The organism is Devosia aurantiaca (assembly GCF_011058215.1).
GTDB classification, from domain to species: domain Bacteria; phylum Pseudomonadota; class Alphaproteobacteria; order Rhizobiales; family Devosiaceae; genus Devosia; species Devosia aurantiaca.
This window is the reverse complement of record NZ_JAALFG010000003.1, coordinates 348,652-367,909: the sequence shown is the minus strand read 5'-3', so window position 1 is coordinate 367,909 and position 19,258 is coordinate 348,652. Positions and strand designations below refer to the sequence as shown.

Annotated in this window: 18 protein-coding genes and 3 pseudogenes; 13 read left to right on the top strand and 8 right to left on the bottom strand. The window is 61.1% G+C overall.

Translation table 11 applies throughout. The features are described 5' to 3' along the window. Position 1 precedes the first annotated feature (1 nt). Positions 2 to 1,564: an ABC transporter substrate-binding protein gene (locus G5575_RS15110; protein ID WP_164535052.1), complete on the top strand. Its 1,563-nt coding sequence runs from the start codon at positions 2 to 4 to the stop codon at positions 1,562 to 1,564. Positions 1,565 to 1,657: 93 nt separating this feature from the next. On the opposite strand, the gene G5575_RS15105 is transcribed toward G5575_RS15110, so the two are convergent. Genes G5575_RS15105 through G5575_RS20665 form a run of 3 tightly spaced genes read right to left on the bottom strand, consistent with a single transcriptional unit; the run spans position 1,658 to position 3,472 of the window. Further along, positions 1,658 to 2,380: a response regulator transcription factor gene (locus tag G5575_RS15105; RefSeq protein ID WP_164535051.1), complete on the bottom strand. Its 723-nt coding sequence runs from the start codon at positions 2,378 to 2,380 to the stop codon at positions 1,658 to 1,660. Continuing rightward, the gene (locus G5575_RS15100) at positions 2,296 to 2,994 is read right to left on the bottom strand and encodes a PAS domain-containing protein (RefSeq protein WP_328766263.1); all 699 of its coding nucleotides are present in this window, start codon (positions 2,992 to 2,994) and stop codon (positions 2,296 to 2,298) included. The genes G5575_RS15105 and G5575_RS15100 overlap by 85 nt, the downstream gene beginning before the upstream one ends. Beyond that, positions 2,945 to 3,472 carry a PAS domain-containing protein gene (locus G5575_RS20665; protein WP_235936042.1) on the bottom strand — a complete coding sequence of 176 codons (528 nt, stop codon included), beginning with the start codon at positions 3,470 to 3,472 and terminating at the stop codon, positions 2,945 to 2,947. Before G5575_RS20665 ends, G5575_RS15100 begins: the two co-directional genes overlap by 50 nt. 130 nt (positions 3,473 to 3,602) lie before the next feature. On the opposite strand from G5575_RS20665, the pseudogene G5575_RS15090 reads away from it, so the two are divergent. Further along, positions 3,603 to 4,779, top strand: a pseudogene (locus G5575_RS15090) (zinc-dependent alcohol dehydrogenase). Positions 4,780 to 4,803: 24 nt separating this feature from the next. Beyond that, positions 4,804 to 5,391 (top strand): hypothetical protein, encoded by a 588-nt coding sequence (locus tag G5575_RS15085; protein ID WP_235936041.1) that lies wholly within the window; start codon positions 4,804 to 4,806, stop codon positions 5,389 to 5,391. 64 nt (positions 5,392 to 5,455) lie between these two features. Here the strand turns inward: G5575_RS15085 and G5575_RS15080 are convergent, their stop codons facing one another. Next, positions 5,456 to 6,136: an SDR family NAD(P)-dependent oxidoreductase gene (locus G5575_RS15080; protein ID WP_164535047.1), complete on the bottom strand. Its 681-nt coding sequence runs from the start codon at positions 6,134 to 6,136 to the stop codon at positions 5,456 to 5,458. Positions 6,137 to 6,150: 14 nt separating this feature from the next. After that, complete coding sequence (locus tag G5575_RS15075; protein WP_164535046.1) at positions 6,151 to 6,828, bottom strand: SDR family oxidoreductase; 678 nt, start codon at positions 6,826 to 6,828, stop codon at positions 6,151 to 6,153. A 417-nt stretch (positions 6,829 to 7,245) separates the two neighbouring features. Between G5575_RS15075 and G5575_RS15070 the strand changes: the two genes are divergently transcribed. Together G5575_RS15070 and G5575_RS15065 are read left to right on the top strand one after the other, a co-directional pair. Beyond that, entirely contained in the window at positions 7,246 to 7,875 is a 630-nt protein-coding gene (locus G5575_RS15070) for an ABC transporter ATP-binding protein (RefSeq protein ID WP_235936040.1), read from the top strand. After that, positions 7,872 to 8,720 carry an ABC transporter permease gene (locus tag G5575_RS15065; RefSeq protein WP_164535045.1) on the top strand — a complete coding sequence of 283 codons (849 nt, stop codon included), beginning with the start codon at positions 7,872 to 7,874 and terminating at the stop codon, positions 8,718 to 8,720. The genes G5575_RS15070 and G5575_RS15065 overlap by 4 nt, the downstream gene beginning before the upstream one ends. Here the strand turns inward: G5575_RS15065 and G5575_RS21875 are convergent. Beyond that, a pseudogene (locus G5575_RS21875) lies at positions 8,704 to 9,812 on the bottom strand (M20 aminoacylase family protein). The gene G5575_RS15065 and the pseudogene G5575_RS21875 overlap by 17 nt on opposite strands. A gap of 223 nt (positions 9,813 to 10,035) precedes the next feature. Here G5575_RS21875 and G5575_RS15055 point away from each other — a divergent pair. Continuing rightward, positions 10,036 to 11,025 carry an ABC transporter substrate-binding protein gene (locus G5575_RS15055; protein ID WP_164535044.1) on the top strand — a complete coding sequence of 330 codons (990 nt, stop codon included), beginning with the start codon at positions 10,036 to 10,038 and terminating at the stop codon, positions 11,023 to 11,025. A gap of 54 nt (positions 11,026 to 11,079) precedes the next feature. Further along, the gene (locus G5575_RS15050) at positions 11,080 to 12,006 is read left to right on the top strand and encodes a dihydrodipicolinate synthase family protein (protein ID WP_164535043.1); all 927 of its coding nucleotides are present in this window, start codon (positions 11,080 to 11,082) and stop codon (positions 12,004 to 12,006) included. Positions 12,007 to 12,008: 2 nt separating this feature from the next. Here the strand turns inward: G5575_RS15050 and G5575_RS15045 are convergent, their stop codons facing one another. Both G5575_RS15045 and G5575_RS15040 read right to left on the bottom strand, forming a co-directional pair. Next, a complete protein-coding gene (locus G5575_RS15045; protein WP_164535042.1) occupies positions 12,009 to 13,445 on the bottom strand; it encodes an MFS transporter in 1,437 nt (478 codons plus the stop codon). Between the two features lie 20 nt (positions 13,446 to 13,465). Further along, positions 13,466 to 14,161, bottom strand: coding sequence for a GntR family transcriptional regulator (locus G5575_RS15040; RefSeq protein ID WP_164535041.1), 696 nt, complete (start codon positions 14,159 to 14,161; stop codon positions 13,466 to 13,468). Positions 14,162 to 14,324: 163 nt separating this feature from the next. Here G5575_RS15040 and G5575_RS15035 point away from each other — a divergent pair, with 163 nt between their 5' ends. The 6 genes and pseudogenes from G5575_RS15035 (at position 14,325) to G5575_RS15010 (ending at position 19,178) form a co-directional block, all read left to right on the top strand. Beyond that, a complete protein-coding gene (locus tag G5575_RS15035) occupies positions 14,325 to 15,347 on the top strand; it encodes a nitrilase-related carbon-nitrogen hydrolase (RefSeq protein WP_164535040.1) in 1,023 nt (340 codons plus the stop codon). A 294-nt stretch (positions 15,348 to 15,641) separates the two neighbouring features. Next, positions 15,642 to 16,424, top strand: a complete 783-nt coding sequence (locus G5575_RS15030; RefSeq protein WP_164535039.1) for an ABC transporter substrate-binding protein — start codon at positions 15,642 to 15,644, stop codon at positions 16,422 to 16,424. Further along, the gene (locus tag G5575_RS15025; protein ID WP_164535038.1) at positions 16,421 to 16,645 is read left to right on the top strand and encodes a hypothetical protein; all 225 of its coding nucleotides are present in this window, start codon (positions 16,421 to 16,423) and stop codon (positions 16,643 to 16,645) included. Before G5575_RS15030 ends, G5575_RS15025 begins: the two co-directional genes overlap by 4 nt. 83 nt (positions 16,646 to 16,728) lie before the next feature. Continuing rightward, a pseudogene (locus G5575_RS15020) lies at positions 16,729 to 17,516 on the top strand (SDR family oxidoreductase). Positions 17,517 to 17,578: 62 nt separating this feature from the next. Beyond that, on the top strand, positions 17,579 to 18,370 hold the full coding sequence (locus G5575_RS15015) for an ABC transporter ATP-binding protein (RefSeq protein WP_235936039.1): 792 nt from the start codon (positions 17,579 to 17,581) through the stop codon (positions 18,368 to 18,370). A 1-nt stretch (position 18,371) separates the two neighbouring features. Then, complete coding sequence (locus tag G5575_RS15010; RefSeq protein ID WP_164535037.1) at positions 18,372 to 19,178, top strand: ABC transporter permease; 807 nt, start codon at positions 18,372 to 18,374, stop codon at positions 19,176 to 19,178. The last annotated feature ends 80 nt before the right edge of the window (positions 19,179 to 19,258 follow it).

The window sequence follows — 19,258 nt, the reverse complement described above, 5'->3', positions numbered from 1 at the left end:
GATGACGACGATAAAGACGCTGCTCCTCTCAAGCCTGGTGGTGGCGCTGCTGCCCTCGGCCGGTGTTTACGCCGCCCCGCCCGACGATACTCTGGTGGTGGGTTTTTCGGCCGACGCCAGCACCTTCGATCCGGCCCAGATTTCCTCGCGCGACAATTCCAATATCGCACGCCACATGTTTCGCACCCTGTATGAAGGGCTGCCGGACGGTGACACTGTTCCCGACCTTGCCGTGTCCTATGTCGTCTCCGACGACGGGCTCGATTACACATACACGCTGGCTGAAGGCCTGACCTGCGAAGACGGAGAGCCGCTGACGGCGGAAGATGTCGCCTATTCCTTCAATCGGGCGGCCGATCCTGCGAACAAGTTCACCGGCAGCACTCCGGGCTACATCTTCTCCTCCGTGGACTTTCAGTCTGCCGAAGCGGTGAGCGAGCTCGAAGCCAAGATTTCGATTGGCCGCAAGAATCCCATCGCCTTCAGCCTTCTTGCCGACGTCTTGATCCACTGCAAAGACAGCTATGAGGCGCTGAGCATCGAGGAGGCCGTGGTTGCGCCTGTCGCATCCGGCGACTATCGGCTCGTCACCTGGGATCGCGGCTCGCAGATCGTGTTGGAAAAGTTTCGCGGCGACGCAGCATTCGACAACCTGGTCTTCCGCATCATTCCGGAAGCGTCGACGCGAACGGCCGAATTGATTGCCGGCAATGTCGATATCATCACCAATGTCGGGCCCGACCAGATCGACGCCGTCGACAGCTCCGGCAACGCCGTCGTGCAAAAGGTGGAGGGCACGCGCCGCATCTATGTTGGCTTCAACCTGCGAGAAGATTTCGCCGAGGCAAGTGAGGGTGGCGCAGCCATCCAGAAGACGGATGTGCGCAAGGCGCTGCAATATGCCATCGACGTACCGGCCATTTGTTCGCAGCTCCTCAACTTCGACTGCGTGCGGGCCGATGGACTGGTCAATCCGCCCAACGACAATCAGAGCCTTGAGCCCTACCCTTTCGATCCCGATATGGCTGAAGAGCTTTTGGATGCCGCAGGCTACCCACGAGGCGAAGATGGGGTCCGCTTCGAAATCAACCTTCAGGGGCCGCGCGGCCGCTATCTCAACGATGCGGCCGTGATCCAAGCCATCGGGCAGTATCTTAACGATATCGGCGTCAGCACCACTGTGGAGCTGATGGAGTTTGCCTCGGTCTATGTGCCGCTGATCCGGGAAAAGAATGCCGGGCCGCTTTTCTTTCTGGGAACTGGCGGCAATCTTTCCAGTCCGCTCAATGACATGACCGACCTGTCGACGGTTGAAGCTGGCACCAACTACACCAGCTGGGCCAACCCTGAATGGTTCGATGGTTGGGCCGAAATCGCCGAAACGACGACGCCCGAGGAGCAAAGGCCGATCATCGACCGCATGCTCGAGGTCTTCTACAACGACCCGCCTTGGCTGATGCTCTACTTCCAGCCCGACTTCTATGGCGTCTCCAACCGCATCAACTGGGAAGCGCGTCGTGACGAGCGCGTCTACCTATGGGGCGCGACACTGGCGTCCCAATAATCGGGCTTCATGATCTGACGTGAACCTTCTGGTCGCCCTCCATCTGTTCCAGAAAGTGGAGGGCGGCACGGCGCATCATAGGACTCAGACGGATTATAACCTTTGCGAGGACTGCGAAGGCGCAAGTCCTGAGGCCAGAGCGATCTGCAAAAGTTCGGTCAGAGTGCTTGCGTCGAGGCGATGCATCAGCTGGGCGCGGTGCAGTTCGACAGTGCGAGGGCTGATGCCAAGCTTTTGGGCAATGGACTTGTTGGTGCCGCCCTCGACCAGGCCGACCGGGACATCATGCTCCCGCGCGGTCAACCTGCCTACTCGTCCCAAGGCGCTTTCCTTGGCTGTCGCGGGACGCGCGACGACGGAGCATTGTCGGATAGCGGAGGCAATAGTGGTCTCGAAGCCCGGGTCGCCGACATCGACAAGATAATCGGATGCCCCTGCTTTCATCGCCGTCACCGCCGCCTCGACGCCCACCCCTGCCCGATCAAGCAAGATCGTCGGCAGATCGATCGCCCGTGATTTGAGTTCGCGAGGGATCTGGAGGCCGTCGCTCTTTCGTGTTTGCAGATCGACCAGAACACAGCCTGAAACAAGAACGGGCGCGAGATTTAGAAAGGCCTCGGCAGTCTGAAAGACGCGAACCGTGAAGCCCTCAGACCTTAAAGCGTTGGCGAGCCGTCGGGCGTCGGCGCTACGGCCGCAGATAAGGTAGACCTGCGTTGAAATGTCAGGTGTCAGATCCTCGGTGATGCCGGCAATGCGATAAACGGCGCCGTTCTCGTCAAGGATCGGAAAGCTCGTGTCGTGCAATTGCCGCACCGCGCCATCCTTGGATGCACGAGGCGATAATCGAACTTGGTGACCTCGCCTTGCGCCACCGCATCAAGCGCGCGCTTTACCTGATCGCGGTCGTCCTCATGGACATCCTTTATCCAGTCGGCCAGCGAGTCTGCGCCATCGTCACAGGACTGGCCGCAGATGGCCTCGTATGCCGCACTGCGATAAACAATGCTGTCCTCAGACGGATCGCCGATCCAGATCAGATTGCTGCTATGGTCGGCGAAACTGCGAAACAGTGCTTCGCTCGAGCGTACCGCCTGCTCGTTTTGCCGCTGGCGGCTAACGTCGATCGCCGCCCCGATGAAACCGATGGCTCGGCCATCGGCAAAGGTGGTCTGGCCCTTGGTCGCGATGTGCCGAATGACCCCATCATCGCGACCGATCACGCGGTATTCGACGCTGTAAAGCCCAGTCCCGTCAGGATCGGTACAATCTGTGATGGCTTGGTTGACGCGTGGACGATCATCAGGGTGGATCGCGGACTGAAAGACATCCATGTCCACATCCGCTGCTCCATGCAGACCCCACTTGGCGCGCAGGCGATCATCCCAGGAGAGCTCGCCGGTTTGCGGATTCCAGGAATAGATGCCCACCCCGACCAGTTCGGTCGCGGCACGCAGCCGCGCCGCGCTCGCTGCGCTTGAGCTCGGCTTCGACCCGGTGTCGTTCGCTGGTGTCGCGTGAAACTCCCACGACGAGCTCGATCGACCCGTCGGCATTGCGAGCAGGACCCCAACGAAACGCGAACTGGGCGGCGTAGCCGGTCGGGCTGCGGTAGAAGACCTCGTCGTCTATCGCCTCTCCCGTGGCAAGCACATGCCGAATGTGGCCGTTAAGCCGATCGGCAAGGTCCGATGGATATCCGAGCCCGGCGAAAGTCTTGCCCAGCATGGCTTCGGCCGTAAGACCAAAGAGGGCTAACATGCTACTATTGGCGTAGGCGAAGCGACCCTCCCTGTCGAATGCGTAGACGAAGTCCGGTATCGAGGAAAAGGCCGCTTCCAGCGACAGGGACCGGCCAATTGGCTGGCTGATCTCTTGAGGGACCAAAGGCAGGTCGATCCGCATCATGCCGCTTCCAGCCTGGTTTCAGGCACGGCTGCAATGACGCGATATGCGTATGGTTCCTAAGGCATCACACGTGTTTAGTTCGACCTGGCGGCGCTGAATATTAGCTCTCGTGCGAACGCAGGAGAGCAACATGAAAGCACTAGTCTGGCACGCGAAAGAGGACGTCCGCTACGACACGGTTTCTGATCCGGAGATCGAGCATCCACGCGACGCCATCATCAAGGTCACAAGCTGCGCCATCTGTGGTTCCGACTTGCATCTCTTCCACAACCTGATCCCGGCCATGTTGCCCGGAGACGTCTTGGGCCACGAAGCCATGGGCGAGGTGGTCGAGGTGGGGAGTGACGCCAAAAGCACGCTCAAGAAAGGCGACCGCGTCGTCATTCCCTTCACCATCGTCTGTGGCGAATGCGAGCAGTGCCGCAAGGGCAATTACTCCGTCTGCCAGCGCAGCAACCGAAAAGGAGACCTGGGCGATAAGGTCTTCGGCCATCGAACGGCAGGCTTGTTCGGCTATACCCATCTCACCGGCGGCTATCCAGGCGGTCAGGCCGAGTATTTGCGCGTCCCTTTTTGCCGACACCACCCACGTCAAGGTGCCAGAAGGCATAGACGACGAAAAACTGCTTTTCCTCTCCGACATCTTGCCCACCGGGTGGCAGGCCGCGGTTCAGGCCGATATCCAGCCGGGAGACACAGTGGCGGTCTGGGGATGCGGCCCGGTCGGCCAGATGACCATACGCTCCGCAATTCTGCTAGGCGCCGAACAGGTGATTGCCATCGACTGCCTGCCGGAGCGTCTGTCCATGGCAGCGGCGGCGGGCGCAATTACCATCAATTTCGAACAGGAAAGCGTCATCGACCGGCTCAACGAGTTGACCGACGGGCAAGGTCCGCACAAATGCATTGATGCGGTGGGCACGGAAAGCCATGTGGCCATGGAACAGCCCGACACCGTGCTTGATCGCGCCAAGCAGATGCTCAAGGCCGAAAACGACCGTCCGCATGTACTGCGCGAAATGATCTATGCCTGCCGGCCAGCGGGTGTGATCTCGATCATCGGCGTTTATCTCGGCCTCGCGGACAAGATTCCGATGGGCCAGGCCATGAACAAGGGACTGACTTTCCGCATGGCGCAGGCCCATGTGCCGCGCTGGACGGAGGACCTGCTGCGGCGGATCGAAGACGGCCAGATCGACCCGTCCTTTGTCATCACCCACAAGGTGGACTTGTCGCAAGGCCCCGAAATGTACCGCACGTTCCGCGACAAGGCGGATGGCTGCATCAAGGTCATGCTTCAACCCTAACCCCTCAGCAAATCAGGTGTCATGATGCCAATCGCCAATGCAACACAGTTTGCCCGGTCGAAAGGGGATCCAAAGATCCAGCATTCCGGGCCCAGCTCACTGACCGGACCGGACAAGCTTGCCCGAGCGCTCGGCTGGTTTTCCATCGGCTTGGGCATAACCGAACTGGTTGCGCCCGGAGCCTTGGCCCGCACGCTCGGGTTGAACGGCAAGGAGGGGCTATTGCGTGCCTATGGGGCGCGGGAATTGGCCAGCGCGGTTCCGACGCTTTCGGTGGATAAATCCGTGGGTCTTGCATCCCGACTGGCTGGCGATGCGCTCGACCTTGCTACCCTTGCCACCGCCCTCCACCGCGGCAACCCCAAGCGCGCCAATGCCGCAATTGCCACGGCCCTGGTCGTGGGCGTGACCCTGCTCGACTTTGTCGCCCTGGCCGATGTCCAGGCGGCGCATCGCCGAAAACCGGGCAGCGACCGCGACTATTCGGACCGCAGCGGCCTTCCCCGCGGACCCGAGGCGTCCCGCGGGCTTGCGCGTCAGGACTTCGAGATTCCGCCAGACTTCAAGGCAGAACCGACCGTGGTCGAGGCCTTGGCTGAACGCCCTGACTAGGAGCAATCCGATCGAAGTAGGTGCTGGCGCCCCCACCGCTGGGCCGGGGCGCTGACGCCTGGGTTTACCAGGGCACAACTTGGCCGTCATAGCCCCAGAGCTTGCCGCTCTCTGCAGGCGTTGCGGTTTCGATGACGCGACGCAGGCCGGAGACGGACTCTGATGGCGTGAGATCACCCTCAAAGCCGGTCATGCGGGTTTTGACCCTGCCCGGGCGGAGCGTCAGGCAAATGGCGCCCCAGTCCTTCCAGTCGACCGAAAGGTTGCGCCACATCTGATTGAGCGAAGCCTTGGAAGCGCGGTAGGCGAACTGTCTGGGCACGGTATAGGTGCTCGACGCAGCAAGGCTCGAAACGGCTGCCAGAACCTTGTGCTGTCCGATGCGCAGATTGGGCTCGAGCAGCGCTGCCAGATGCAACGGCGCAAATGTATTGGTCAGCATTGCCCTCTCCCAAATCTCCGCGGTCACCAGTTCAGGCGGCAGGTCTGGCTGATCGTCAATACCAGCGTTAAGGATCGCGACATCGATGGGCCGCCCTTTCAAGCGCTTGGCAATGTCGGCGGCCGTGGCATCGTCCATGGCATCGTAATGAAATTCGGTAACGTCCATGCCCAGAGACGCGAAATCCTTGGGCGCCATGGGCGTGCGGTTGGCGAGCACGACCTGCCAGCCGGCATTGGAATATTGGCGGGCAAATTCCAGGCCTATGCCGCGGTTGGCGCCGGTGATGAAAACTGAAGGCATGATCGAACTCCGGGTCACCAAGGCACGTCGGTGCCGTCATAGCCGATGATCCGGCCGGCATCGGCCAGGGTCATGCGCTCGACGACGGACTTGAGGCCAGCCACGCTGGTTTCGACGGCGATGCCTCGATATTGGGTCATTTCCGTTGCCACCATGCCGGGGCGGATCAGGCCGCAGGTAATTCCCTCCGGCCGCCATTCCTGGGCTAAAGCGCGCCAGGAGGCGTTTAGCGCCGTTTTCGACGCGCGATAGGTATATTGGGTTGCCCAGTCATTGGCGGTGATCGAGCTCATAAGGCTCGACATGGCGAGGGCAATCTTGCGCTCACCGGCAAGGATGTTGGGCTTTAGCGCTGTCGCCAGAGCGAAGGGGCCGATGGTGTTGGTGCGCAAAACGGTCAAGAAATCCGCACGCGTCACCTCGGCCGGCTCGGCTTCGAGGTTTATGGCGATGCCGGCATTGGCGATCAGGACATCGATGGGCTGACCTTTAAGCGTCTTCACCAGATCCGCGATCGATGCAGCAGACGTGGCTTCGAGCGGCAAAACACTTGTGTTGGGAAAGCCTTGAAGCTCTGCCGCAGCTTCTGGGTTTCGCGCGGTGCCGATGACGGTCCAGCCATCATGGGAGAACTGGCGCGCAAGTTCCAAGCCGATGCCGCGATTGGACCCTGAAATTAAAAGAGTGGGCATTTGTCCCCGCCAAATTTCGGTACATCACTGGTATGCCGGCGTGAGCGACGCTTCAAGTGGGCTGCACAATTTTAGCTTGGCGCAAAACTTGCACGAATGAAAAGCACTTTTGCCTTGGCATAGTTGGCGTACACTTGGTATACCGCCTTTATAGGTATTTTGATTGCCGCAACTAGACTGAGAAAGGCAGCACACCGACTATGCTCGCTGTATCCGAACCAGCACTAGCTTCTCCCTCTCCCCGGCTCAGGAGATCCGGCCATCCACGCTGATTGAACTCAATCATGTGGGTGTCACGTTTCCCACGCGCAGTGGCCAGCCCGTCGTTGCCGTGGAGGATTTCAGCCTCAAAATCGATCGCGAAGAAATCGTCTCCTGGTCGGGCCGTCCGGTTGCGGCAAGTCAACGGTGCTGCGCATGCTGGCGGGGTTACAAAAACCGACCACCGGGGACGTCTGGATCGGGGGCGACAAAAACCGGCGCGGCTTTTCGGAAGTGGCGATCGTCTTCCAGCGCGCGACCCTCCTGCCCTGGCTCACCATCCTCAAGAACGTGCTCTATCCGGTTCGCGTGCTTAACGGACGCGCCGACGCGCAGGACAAGGCACGCGCTCTTGAGCTGCTCGAAATGGTGGGCCTTGCCGACATGGCAGAGCGCATGCCGCATGAATTGTCGGGCGGCATGCAGCAGCGCGCCGCGATCGCGCGCAGCCTGATCCTAGATCCCAAAATCCTTCTGATGGACGAGCCGTTTGGCGCCCTGGACGCACTGACCCGGGAAGACCTGCAGCTCGACCTCCTCGACATTCATGCCCGCACGCGGAAGACCATTTTGCTGGTGACCCACTCGATCAACGAGGCCGTGCTGTTGTCAGACCGGGTCGCCGTGATGTCGGCGCGCCCAGGCCGCATGCAGGACCTGATCGAGATCGACATCCCCAAGCCGCGCAGTCACGAAAGCGCAGCACTGCCGGCCTTCATCGATTACTCCAAGCGCATCCGCGACGACATTTTCGGGCCTCGCGCCCACCGGATTTCAGCATCATGACCACCACGCAACGCCGTATTTTCCTGCCGCTGATCACCTTCGTGCTATTCGTGGCGCTTTGGCAAATCCTGAGCTGGGGTTTGCGTGTTCCCGTCTATCTGATGCCGTCGCCCATCGACATCTTCAATGGCGGCATGCGGTTGGGCCCTGCCCTCTTCACCAATACCGGCGAAACGCTGATAACGATTTTGATCGGCTTTGCCCTATCCTGCGCCATCGGCATTCCGCTCGGCGTACTGGTCTCGGTCAATCGCATCACGTCGGAAGCGATCTACCCCCTGATCGTTTTCCTCAACGCCATTCCGATCGTCGCCATCGCGCCGATCCTCGTCGTGATTTTCGGCACCGACATGGTGGCACGCCTGATCATCGTCACGCTCATCGCCTTTTTCCCGATCATGGTGGCGACGGCAAGCGGTATTCTCGATACGCCCGATGAGATGCTGGATCTCGCGCGCGTGGCGGGTGCATCGCCGCTGACGGAAATCCTCACCGTCCGCCTGCCCCACGCCATTGCCCTTATTTTCGGCGGGCTGCGCATTGGCGTGACGGTGGCCGTGGTGGGTGCTGTCGTGGCCGAGTTCGTCAACGCGAATAAGGGCCTCGGATTTCTAGTCACCTCATCGACCGCTCAGTTCGCCATTCCAACGGCCATGGCCTGCGTCGTCATGCTGGCGCTGATTAGCGTGGTGCTATACGAGGGCGTCAATTTTGTGCACCGCACCTTCTTTGGGTGGTCGCTGCGCCAGGAAGCGGGGGCCACTAAGCCACCGCAAAGAAACACGGGGCGGCTCGCGGGCCGCCCCTTTTTTGTATGGAGAGCTGCCGTCAGGCGGCTTCGTTGAGTTCCTGGTTGACGATCGACACCCAATAGGCCGAGCCATAGGGAATGGCTTCGTCGTTGAAGTCGTAGTCGGGCATGTGGTTGTTCTTCCACTGCGGCCCGTCGCCATTGCCCATCATGACATTACAACCTGGGCGTTCGCGCAGCATGTACGCGAAGTCGTCGGCAGCGTTGATCGGCGGATTGTCGCCATCGACATTGCTGGCGCCCACCAGTGCCGAGGCAGCGGCGATGGCCTTATCGGTCTCGATGCGGGTGTTGATCAGCGGCGGATAGCCCCGGACATAGTCGACAACGGCGCTGCAATGGCTCATCGCTGCGGCACCCTCGGCGATTTCGGTCAGGCGTTTTTCGATGAGATCGCGGATTTCCGGGCGATGGCAGCGCGTGGTGCCGGTGACGATGATTTCGCTCGGCATGACGTTGAAGCTCATGCCGCCATTGACCGTGCCGATGCTGACGACGGCCGAATCCTGGGCGGACATGTTGCGCGAAACGATCGACTGGATACCCAGGATGAACTGGGCTACCGGCATTGTCGTGTCGGTGGATTTTTCAGGTGCGCCACCGTGGCCGCCGGTGCCCTTGAAGGTCACGGTCCAATGGTCCGCGCAGGCGAGCTGCGGGCCGTTGCGGGTCACGAACTGGCCGACGGGAATGCCGGGCTTGTTGTGGAGGAATAGACCGCGTCGCAGGGGAAGCGGCTGAAAAGACCTTCCTCGATCATCTTGAGCCCACCGGCCCCGCCCTCTTCCGCCGGCTGGAAGATGCAGTGCACCGTGCCGGCAAAATCGGGATTGTTCTTGAGATAGCGCGCGGCCCCCAGCAGCATGGTCGTGTGCCCGTCGTGGCCGCATCCATGCATCTTGTTGGGTATGGTCGACTTGTGGGCAAATTGATTGGTTTCAATCATGTTGAGTGCGTCCATGTCGGCACGAAGGCCGATGGCGCGATTGCCCGGCTTATTGCCGCGCAGCACCGCGACGACGCCGGTGCCGGCAATGCCACGCTCGTACTCGATGCCCCATTCGGTCAGCTTATCGACCACCAGCTGCGAGGTACGGTGTTCCTCGTAGCAGGTCTCGGGATGCATATGAATGTCGTGGCGGATGGCCACCATTTCATCCTGATGTTCGCGAAGCGCGGATATGACCTGGTCCATTTGCATCGCTGCACGTCTCCATTTGTGGTATCGCCACTATGCACATTTGTAGAGCGATTTAGCTAGCCGCCCACGCAATGAGCACTGGACGTTACACCAACGGTATTCTATTGGTATGCCAGTTGCAATCGGAAGCGACTGGAAGGGAACGACGATGAATTTCAAGGGTAGATCGGCTGGGGTTGTGGGGACCCTCGCCTTGGTGTTGCAGGCCGGAACGGCCATGGCGGCTGACGATGTAAGCTTCCAGCTCGACTGGACGCCGGGCGGCATTTCTTCGGCCTATTACCTGGGTGTCGAAAAGGGGTGCTTTACGGATCAGGACATCAACGTCACGATCTCGCGCGGCTACGGCGCCGCCGATGCGGTGACGAAGGTCGCGACCGGCGTCGCTGACTTTTCGGTGACCGACCTCGGCGTCATCATCGGCGCGATCGGCGAAACACAGGCGCCGGTCAAGGCCATCATGCCGATCGTATCCCAGTCGCCGCTGGCGATTGCCATTCGTGGCGACAGCCCGATCCAGACCATGAACGACCTCGAGGGCCGCAAGCTCGGTTCATCAGTCGGTAATGCCGCGCTTGAATATGTGCCTTACGGCATGCAACTCGCCGGCGCCGATTACTCCAAGGTCAAAGAAGTGCTGACCGATGGCTCGGCGCTCAACGGCCTGCTGCTGAGCGGCCAAATCGATGCGCTGGCCAGCTACATCACCTCGGCCGTTCAGATCGAAGCGCTTGCTGCACAGAATGGCATGACCATCCGCACCGTCTTCTATGGCGACCAACTCGACATCTACAATGCCTCGGTCTTCACCTCAGATGAGATGATCGCCAACAATCCCGACCTCGTCAGCCGCTTTAAGAAGGCCGTCGAATGCTCCTATGAGGCTGCTTCGGCCGATCCGGAAGCGGCTGTCGACGCGATCACCGCTGGTGTCGAAGGCATGATCCGCGACACGCAGGTCACTTCGGTCCCCTTCGCCATGAACTTCTCGTTCGGCCCCGACAATCCGGTTTTCGCCGCCAATGGCTTCAACTGGGACATGGACCGCGTCACGCACAATATCGACGTGGTCGGCAAGGTGCATGACAAGACCTACGACCTCACTGCTGACGACATCGTTTACAGCCCTGCCGAATAATCAGCCCGGCCCGGTGGCGTCCCGCTGCCGGGCCTTCTTGCCAGCGAGTTTTTCATGACCTTGATCACATCCGAGAGCAAGGGCGTCTACGTCATTGCCGTTACGCCCTTCAACGAGGATGGCAGCATCGATAGCCATAGCATCGACAGCGTCACCGATTTTTATTTCGAAAAAGGCGCCGATGGGCTGACCATTCTCGGGATGATGGGCGAAGCGCCCAAGCTGACGCAGGCCGAGGCCCTGGCGGTAACCCGCCAGACGCTGGCGCGGGCATCGGGGAAAGTCGTCGTGGTCGGCGTCTCGGCGCCAGGCCTGGCGGCCATCGAGGAGCTCACCAAGGCAGTGATGGACATGGGCGCCGCCGGCGTCATGGTGGCACCGCCCTCGAACCTGCACACCAACGAGCAGATCGTCGCCTATTATAGCCAGGTCGTCGAAGCGCTGGGCCCGGATGTGCCGGTCGTGCTGCAGGACTTTCCCCTCTCGACGACGGTGCAGATCAGCATCCCTGCCCTGGGCCAGATCATCGAGGCCTGCCCCAGCATCGTAATGGTGAAGCACGAGGATTGGCCGGGCCTCGCCAAGATTTCGGCCCTGCGCCAAGCAGAAGCCCAGGGCCGCCGACGCGTCTCGATCCTTTGCGGCAATGGCGGCATCTTCCTGCCCGAAGAAATGCTCCGCGGTGCCGATGGCGCCATGACCGGGTTCGGCTATCCCGAAATGATGGTCGATATCTGCCGGCTGACCGCGAGCGGCGACATCGACCGGGCGCGGGACCTCTTCGATGCCTACCTGCCCCTCGTGCGCTATGAGCAGCAGCCAGGCGTCGGTCTTGGCGCCCGCAAGCATGTGCTGGCCAAGCGCGGGGCGATCCGCACGGCCACGCAACGACGCCCCGGCGCGCCGCTTGCCGGCGATGCAATACAAGAGATCGAGACGCTGATTACCCGTCTCGAAAAGCGCCTCGCAGAGTTGGGCTGAGGCTAACGCGACCCAGCCTTCGCGTAGCCTTCGAGGGCACGCGGGGGCAGCATGCTGAGGGCCAGCAGGCACACTGCGAGGAGCCCTGACGCTACGAGCGAAATCGTCCACATCGGAATGCCGGCCTGTCCCTGCGGAACTGCTTCCGTCAGTCCGGACGCCACCGCTACTGCGCCCACCACCGCGACGCCGATCGTGCCTCCCATGGCCCGCATGAAGCCGAGCACGCCGATCGCTGCGCCCATGCGCGTCGGACCGGCAGCGTTTTGCGTGGCCAGGGTGAAGATCGGATAGGCCGACCCGATGCCAAGACCCAGGGCAATGGTCGCGATCTCGACGCCAACAAGGGTCGGCATGAATGCGAGAACGGCGGTGAGGCTCAGGGCTCCAAAAAGCGCGAAGGCGGCGGCACCGACCACGAGCGGCTTGTAGTGCGGGTTGAGCCGCAAAAGCTGCGGCGGAATATAGGCCCCCGACATGATGCCGCCCAGCAGGCCGAGGATGGCAAAACCAGCCTCGCTGGCCGAGAAACCGAAGATGTTCTGGTAGTAGAGCGGCAGGTATACGGCCATGCCGATATTGCTGCCCTGGCAGCAGAGAAGCCCGAGGGCAGAAAGTAGGATGGTCCGCTCGGTCAAAACGCTGAGTGGAACGAGGGGCGTCGCAGCGCGCAGCATTCGCCAAGCGAAACCGCCCCAAGCCGCTAGCGCCAGAGGAGCGAGCATCCAGGACGGCAGCAGCGAAGCTTCTGTTCCCGTGACGGCATTCAGCCACAGAACGCTCGAGGTTGTGGCCGCGATCAGCAGCAACGCTCCGAGATAATCGATGGTGCGCCGGCTGAGCCGATCATGGTCGGCCTCAAAGAGGACGGCGACGGCGACGATGACCAGCAGGGCAATGGGGACATTGATCCAGAAGATCGCGGTCCAATGGACGTAGTCGGCCAAAAACCCTCCGGCAACGGGGCCAAAAATGCTGGCGACGGCATAGATCGTGGAGATATAGGCGCTGTAGGCAGCGCGGCGATACATCGGCACCTTGTCGGCAATGACGACAAAGGGCAGCGAGGTAAGGCCGCCAGCACCGGCACCCTGAACAATGCGGGCCGCGACCAGCATTTCAAGGCTGGTCGCCATTGCTGCAAGAACGCTGCCCAAGAGAAACAACGACACGCAGGCAAAAAGCGCAAGGCGACGGCCGCGCAGATCTGCAATGGCGCCAAGGATGGGCGACGAGGCCGTTGCTGCCAGAAGGTAGGCCGTCGCGACCCAGGACAGGAGGCTGCCGCCGCCCAGATCGCGGGCGATGTCGCCCATGGCGGGACCGACAATGGTCTGCTCAAGGGCGGCCATGAACAGCGCGAGCATGACCGCGACGATGACGAGCCGCTCCTTGCGCGTGGCGGTGGTCGCCACATCGGCGGGAGGGGACGTCGTCATGATGGTCAAAGACCTCTGTGTCAGCTGGTGCGGTGGCCGAGAATGAAGCCGATAATGGCATCCCGGACATTGTCGATGTGGTCCGCCATGAGACGCCGCGACCGTTCCGGATCGCCGCCCATGACCGCTTCGATGAGGGTCAGATGCTCGCCTGCACCCACCACGAGGCGGTGAGGAATGCGGGCGGTGTTGAAGATATGGGTGCGGCGCCGAAGATCACGGATCGTCGTGGCGACCATTGGATTGCCGGCCGCTTCGGCAATGCTGGAATGGACCAGATCATCCACGGACCAATGCTGGGCGGGGGTGATGCTCGGGAGATCGACGAGTTCAGCGATGGCTTGGGCAATAGTCTCGGCAATGGCTGGATCGAAGCGGCCCGTCGCGCGAGCGGCGGTCTCCATTTCCAGGATGCGACGCATGTCGAGAAGGCTGATGTAGTTCTCGACGCTGACGTCGGCGACGAAAAGCATGCGGCCATTGCGCCGCGTCACCAGGGACTCAACCTCAAGCCGCGACAGTGCTTCCCGCACCGGCGTGCGGGATATCGACATCATCTCGGCCAGGCGACGCTCCTGCAGAACGGTCCCGGCCGGCAGGTGACCCGACAACATCAGGTCCAAGATTTCGTTGTAGGCAGTTTCGCTAAGGCTTGGCGGCGCTGCTATCAGCGCTGAGCGGCTCTCCGCGATGGCAGCGGGATCGATGAAGGTCATAAAAGCGCTCCCCTACGCTCTGGTAGACCAGTGATATACCTGATGTCAACGCGGTGCGCGCTGACGGCAATAGACCTCTTGGCTGAACATCACCTCCGCTTGACGATGTCCGTGCGCCATTGGTATTCCATTGGCACACCTAATTGTCATACCGGAGACTTACATGGCTTTCACCCCTTGGCGCGCGACGTGCATTCAGATGGACAGCAAGGTCGCAAGCAATGCTGCGACCAAGGAGGAAGCCTGGGCGATCATCGACGACAATCTTGCCAATGCCATCAGCAAGATCGAGGCTGCCTGCACCAGCGACACGCCGCCCAAACTGGTCGTCTTGCCTGAATTTGCCTTTCAAGGCCCGCCGCGGGCAACGCCGGTGAGCGAGTGGATCGAGCGAGCCTGCGCCCCGATCCCCGGCCCGATCACCGACCGGCTCGCAGAAGTGGCGCGCAAATTCGCCATCTATATCGCTGGCAACCATTTCGAGGTCGATCCGCGCTGGCCGGACCGCTACTTCAATTCCAGCTTTCTTCTCGACCCCAAGGGCGAGGTGATCATGCGCTATCGCCGCATCAACACGGCGAGCTGGACGTCTCCGCACGACATCATCGAGGAATATCGAGAGGTTTATGGCGAAGACGGCATTTTCCCAGTGGTCGATACAGAACTGGGACGCCTCGCCATCTATCCGTGCGGCGAAGTGCTGGTGCCGGAGCTTAGCCGCGTCCTCATGCTGCGCGGCGCCGAGGTCATTATTCACCCTTCCAACGAACCAGCCAATGCCCGCGCCAATGCAGCCAAGGTCTGCCGCGCTGCCGAGAACATGGTTTATCTGATCAGCGCCAACATTTCTGGCGCTATTGGGTTCTCCGATACCGAACGCGGTGGCCATTCGCAGATCGTCGACTTCAATGGCAATTACCTTGCCTTCGAGGAGAGCGACGAGGAAACGGTGAATTGCTCGGCGATGATCGACATCGACGCGCTGCAGAAGGCGCGCCGCGACACCAATATGGGCAACGGGCTGATGCGGACGCGCTTTGAAATGTACCGCCAGTATTATGCGACAGCCGACCTCTACCCCGCCAACCAGCTTGCCGAAAAAGCTTTCGAGACCTATGGCGAACTCACGCCTGTCCAGGAAAAGGCATTGGCCAACATGACAAAGGCAGGCGTGCTGCGCGCTTAAGCCTCCCAAGATCGCCATTTCGAGCGGGGCACTCCGGTGCTCCGCTTTATTTGTTAGGGCACGGCTTGCACCATTTGGCGCCATCTATTGCGTTGCAAGACCGAAAACCGCAGCCTTTACAACATGTTATCCAAGCGCCCCAGTCACTACGACATACATAATTTGCGTGCTTTGTGCCCAAATTTTGAGCGCCATCCACGGCCTGCTCAAACCCGTCGCAACGCGGTTGACACGTGATATTCCGTTGGCATACCGTCCGAATGCCACGAGGTGAGGTGGCTCAAGGGGAACGAGATGACACAGATTTTCACACGCAGCTTTCTGCCAATTTTGGGCGCCACCCTTCTGGGGTCGGTCACGCTGATGCCTGCCTTCGCACAGGACCTGACACCGGTCACCCTGCGCCTGGCCTGGATTGCCGGTGGCGTCGACGCGCCGATTTTCGTCGCTGATGCCAAGGGCTATTTCGAGGAAGCCGGCCTCGACGTCGAGATCGTGGATGGCAATGGATCGACCGGCACCATCCAGGCGGTGGGCAATGGCGACTTCGACATCGGCATTGCCGGCCTCGGCGTCTTGGCGCAGGCGCGCCAGCAGACCGGCGCCGACACCATGATCGCCGTTGCCGGCCTTGTGCAGAAAGACCCGACCTCGATCATCAGCCTCGAAGGTTCTGGCATCACGTCTCCCAAGGATCTTGAAGGCAAGCGCCTCGGCACCGATGCCGGTAACCTCGAAGACGGTATGATCCGCGCTTTTGCGGCGGCGAACGATGTCGATTTCGACAGCATCGAAATCGTCGTCATCAATGGCGGCGCTGACCGCGTCGCGCTGCTCAATGGCGATGTCGACTTCATCAACGGCTGGGCAAACCCGGATGGCGATAAGGTCGCCGCAATTAGCCCGATCGAGCCGCCCCTGTTGTTTGCGGACTATGGCGTCAACATCCTTGGGTCGAGCGTTATCGTCCGCAAGGACTACCTGGCCGAGAACGCAGACGTGGTCCGTGGCTTCCTTGCCGCACTGCAGAAGGGCGAGGCTGAAGCCAGGCCAATCCGGAAGAAGCGCTTGCCGTGATCATGGAAGCCCGCCCGGACTCCGACGCCGACCAGATCGCGCTCGAACTGCGCGTCATGCCGCCCTATGCGCATACCGCGGCAACCGAAAATGAACCCTATGGCTGGGTGGCGGAAGCCGACATCCTGCAGACCATTTCGCTGCTCGAAGAATATAGCAGCATGCCTGCCGGCCTGACGCCAGCCGACATCTACGACGGCTCTTACCTGCCGGCCAAGTAAGCTCCGCGTGCGGGCGACGGCGAACCCTCCGCCGTCGCCCTTTTTCTTATCCGCAGCTTCTCGCGCGGACCACAGGACCAACAATGAATCTTGGACTAGACGACAAGCACGCGCTTGTTCTTGGCGCCAGCCAGGGCCTGGGACTTGCCAGTGCGCAGGCTCTTCTGGCCGAAGGCGCAAGCGTCACGTTGAGCGGACGCTCCCTCGACCGTCTTGAGGCGGCGCGTGCCGCCCTCCCAGCCGACCAGCAAGACCGCTGCTTTATTGCGGTTGCCGACCTAGCCGACCCGGCCGCTGCCGCGACGATTTCTGCGCGGGTACAAGCCGAAGGCGGGGCGGTCGACATCCTTGTCAACAATACAGGCGGTCCCCGCCAGGCGCGCCGAGCACGATCACCACCGATGCCATGGCCAGCCATTTCGCCTCCATGGTGCAGCCCGTCGTGGCGCTCAGCCTTGATCTCGTGCAGTCCATGCGCGCCCGGGGCTGGGGACGGATCCTGACGATCGCGTCAAGTGGGGTCGTCCAGCCCATCCCGCATCTGCCAATTTCCAATGCGCTGCGCTCGACCCTTGTAGGCTTTATGAAGAGCCTTGCCGGAGAAGTTGCCGCGGACGGCGTCACCGTCAATGTCGTGCTGCCGGGCCGTATTGCGACGGGCCGCACGCACTCGATCGATGCGGCGCAGGCCACCAAATCCGGCAAAGACCTTGCCGAGGTCGCAAAAGCTTCGGCCGCCACCATCCCTGCCGGCCGCTACGGCACGCCGGAAGAGTTCGCCGCCGTCATCGCTTTCCTCGCCAGCATGCCTGCCAGCTATGTCACCGGCAGACTGGTGCGCGTGGATGGCGGGGCCATCAGATCCATCTGACCCGGAGAGATCGGCCGAAAGGCGATCAGCAGTTCATGAACGTCATGCAGGCCTCACAAAGCATGCCAACGGACGCCGAGACCCATATTTCCATCTCCGGCGTCAGCAAAACATTCAGCACCCGCAATGGCAAGGTCCAGGCGCTGCAGGACATCGATCTCACCGTGCGAAAGGGTGAGTTCGTTTCCGTTCTCGGACCTTCGGGCTGTGGCAAGAGCACGCTGATGATGCTGCTCTCGGGCCTTGAAGACGTGACCGCAGGACGCATTACCGTCGGCAAAAAGGATATCTTCGGCCCCAACCCGGACTCGGGCATCGTCTTCCAGCAGGACGTGCTGCTCGAATGGCGCAGTGCGCTCCAGAACATTTTGATGCAGGCCGAAATCCGCAAAGCCGACATGGGCGAAGCCACGCTGCGCGCCCGCGAACTGCTCAAGATGGTGTCGCTGCAGGATTTCGAGAACGCCTATCCCAAGGAACTCTCGGGCGGCATGCGGCAGCGCGTTTCGATCTGCCGCGCCCTCCTCCACAGGCCTCCGCTCCTCTTGATGGATGAGCCATTCGGCGCACTCGACGCCATGACGCGCGACCAGTTGCAGATCGATCTGCTCAGGCTCTGCGCCGAAACGGACATGACGGTTTTCTTCATCACCCATTCGATCGCCGAGGCCATCTTCCTCAGTGACCGCGTGGTGGTGATGTCGCCGCGGCCCGGCCGTATCGAGCGCATTATCGATATCGACCTGCCCAGGCCGCGTCGTCTCGCCATGCGCGAGGATAAGCGGTTCAACGAATATACCCGCGAGCTGACCGATATCTTTAAGGGGCTTGGCGTCTTCCGGGAGGAATACTGAGATGGCAATTGCTGTAGATCAACCAACCACCATCGCAAGGCCCAGGCCGGTGAGGAAAGCCTTGGGCTGGGTCTCCCCCTCCGCATGGAGCCTTCTCATTATCCTGGTGCTTTGGGAATTGTCGGTGCGGATCGGCAATGTGCCGGCCTATATGCTGCCTGCGCCCAGCGTCATCGGTCAGGAGTTCATCGATTACGGACACCGGCTGCTGCCCAATGCCGGCGTCACGCTGTTCGAAGTGCTGCTGGGCTTTACGCTCTCGGTCCTGATCAGCATCCCGCTTGCGGTGCTGATCGTTTATTCCAAGGTCATTGAGCGGACGATTTATCCCCTGATCGTTTCGAGCCAAACGGTCCCCATGGTTGCCGTGGCGCCACTTCTTCTGACTTGGTTCGGCTATGGCATGGCGCCAAAGATCGTCATCGTCATCCTCCAGACCTTCTTCCCGATCGTCGTCAACACGGTGATGGGGCTCAATTCGGCCAGCCGAGAAATGATCTACCTGGCGAAGTCGATGGGGGCGAGCAACTGGCAGGTCTTCTGGAAATTTCGCCTGCCGCAGGCCCTGCCCTCGATCTTTGCGGGGCTGAAGCTGGCTACCGCCATGTCGGTGATCGGCGCCATCGTCGCCGAATTCGTGGGCGCAAATGCGGGCCTCGGCTATGTGATCCTTGTGGCTGGCGCGAGCTTCAACATCACGCGCCAATTTGCGGCGATCATCCTGATCGTGGTGATCGGCATCGCCTTCTTTGCCGCTCTCGAGCAGATCGAGCGGATCGCCATGCCCTGGCGCCGCATCGCCCGCTGATCAGCGAAGCCATCGTCAAATGGCGCTCCTTGCGGGGCGCCATTTTTCTTTGTGCATGGAAAAAGGCCCGGCATCAGCCG

What these genes read in the sequence shown, in the direction of transcription:
- G5575_RS15110 (WP_164535052.1), top strand. Translation starts at nt 2, where the DNA reads ATGACGACGATAAAGACGCTGCTCCTCTCAAGCCTGGTGGTGGCGCTG.
- G5575_RS20665 (WP_235936042.1), bottom strand. Translation starts at nt 3,472, where the DNA reads ATGATGCGGATCGACCTGCCTTTGGTCCCTCAAGAGATCAGCCAGCCA.
- G5575_RS15085 (WP_235936041.1), top strand. Translation starts at nt 4,804, where the DNA reads ATGCCAATCGCCAATGCAACACAGTTTGCCCGGTCGAAAGGGGATCCA.
- G5575_RS15080 (WP_164535047.1), bottom strand. Translation starts at nt 6,136, where the DNA reads ATGCCTTCAGTTTTCATCACCGGCGCCAACCGCGGCATAGGCCTGGAA.
- G5575_RS15075 (WP_164535046.1), bottom strand. Translation starts at nt 6,828, where the DNA reads ATGCCCACTCTTTTAATTTCAGGGTCCAATCGCGGCATCGGCTTGGAA.
- G5575_RS15070 (WP_235936040.1), top strand. Translation starts at nt 7,246, where the DNA reads ATGCTGGCGGGGTTACAAAAACCGACCACCGGGGACGTCTGGATCGGG.
- G5575_RS15065 (WP_164535045.1), top strand. Translation starts at nt 7,872, where the DNA reads ATGACCACCACGCAACGCCGTATTTTCCTGCCGCTGATCACCTTCGTG.
- G5575_RS15055 (WP_164535044.1), top strand. Translation starts at nt 10,036, where the DNA reads ATGAATTTCAAGGGTAGATCGGCTGGGGTTGTGGGGACCCTCGCCTTG.
- G5575_RS15050 (WP_164535043.1), top strand. Translation starts at nt 11,080, where the DNA reads ATGACCTTGATCACATCCGAGAGCAAGGGCGTCTACGTCATTGCCGTT.
- G5575_RS15045 (WP_164535042.1), bottom strand. Translation starts at nt 13,445, where the DNA reads ATGACGACGTCCCCTCCCGCCGATGTGGCGACCACCGCCACGCGCAAG.
- G5575_RS15040 (WP_164535041.1), bottom strand. Translation starts at nt 14,161, where the DNA reads ATGACCTTCATCGATCCCGCTGCCATCGCGGAGAGCCGCTCAGCGCTG.
- G5575_RS15035 (WP_164535040.1), top strand. Translation starts at nt 14,325, where the DNA reads ATGGCTTTCACCCCTTGGCGCGCGACGTGCATTCAGATGGACAGCAAG.
- G5575_RS15030 (WP_164535039.1), top strand. Translation starts at nt 15,642, where the DNA reads ATGACACAGATTTTCACACGCAGCTTTCTGCCAATTTTGGGCGCCACC.
- G5575_RS15015 (WP_235936039.1), top strand. Translation starts at nt 17,579, where the DNA reads ATGCCAACGGACGCCGAGACCCATATTTCCATCTCCGGCGTCAGCAAA.
- G5575_RS15010 (WP_164535037.1), top strand. Translation starts at nt 18,372, where the DNA reads ATGGCAATTGCTGTAGATCAACCAACCACCATCGCAAGGCCCAGGCCG.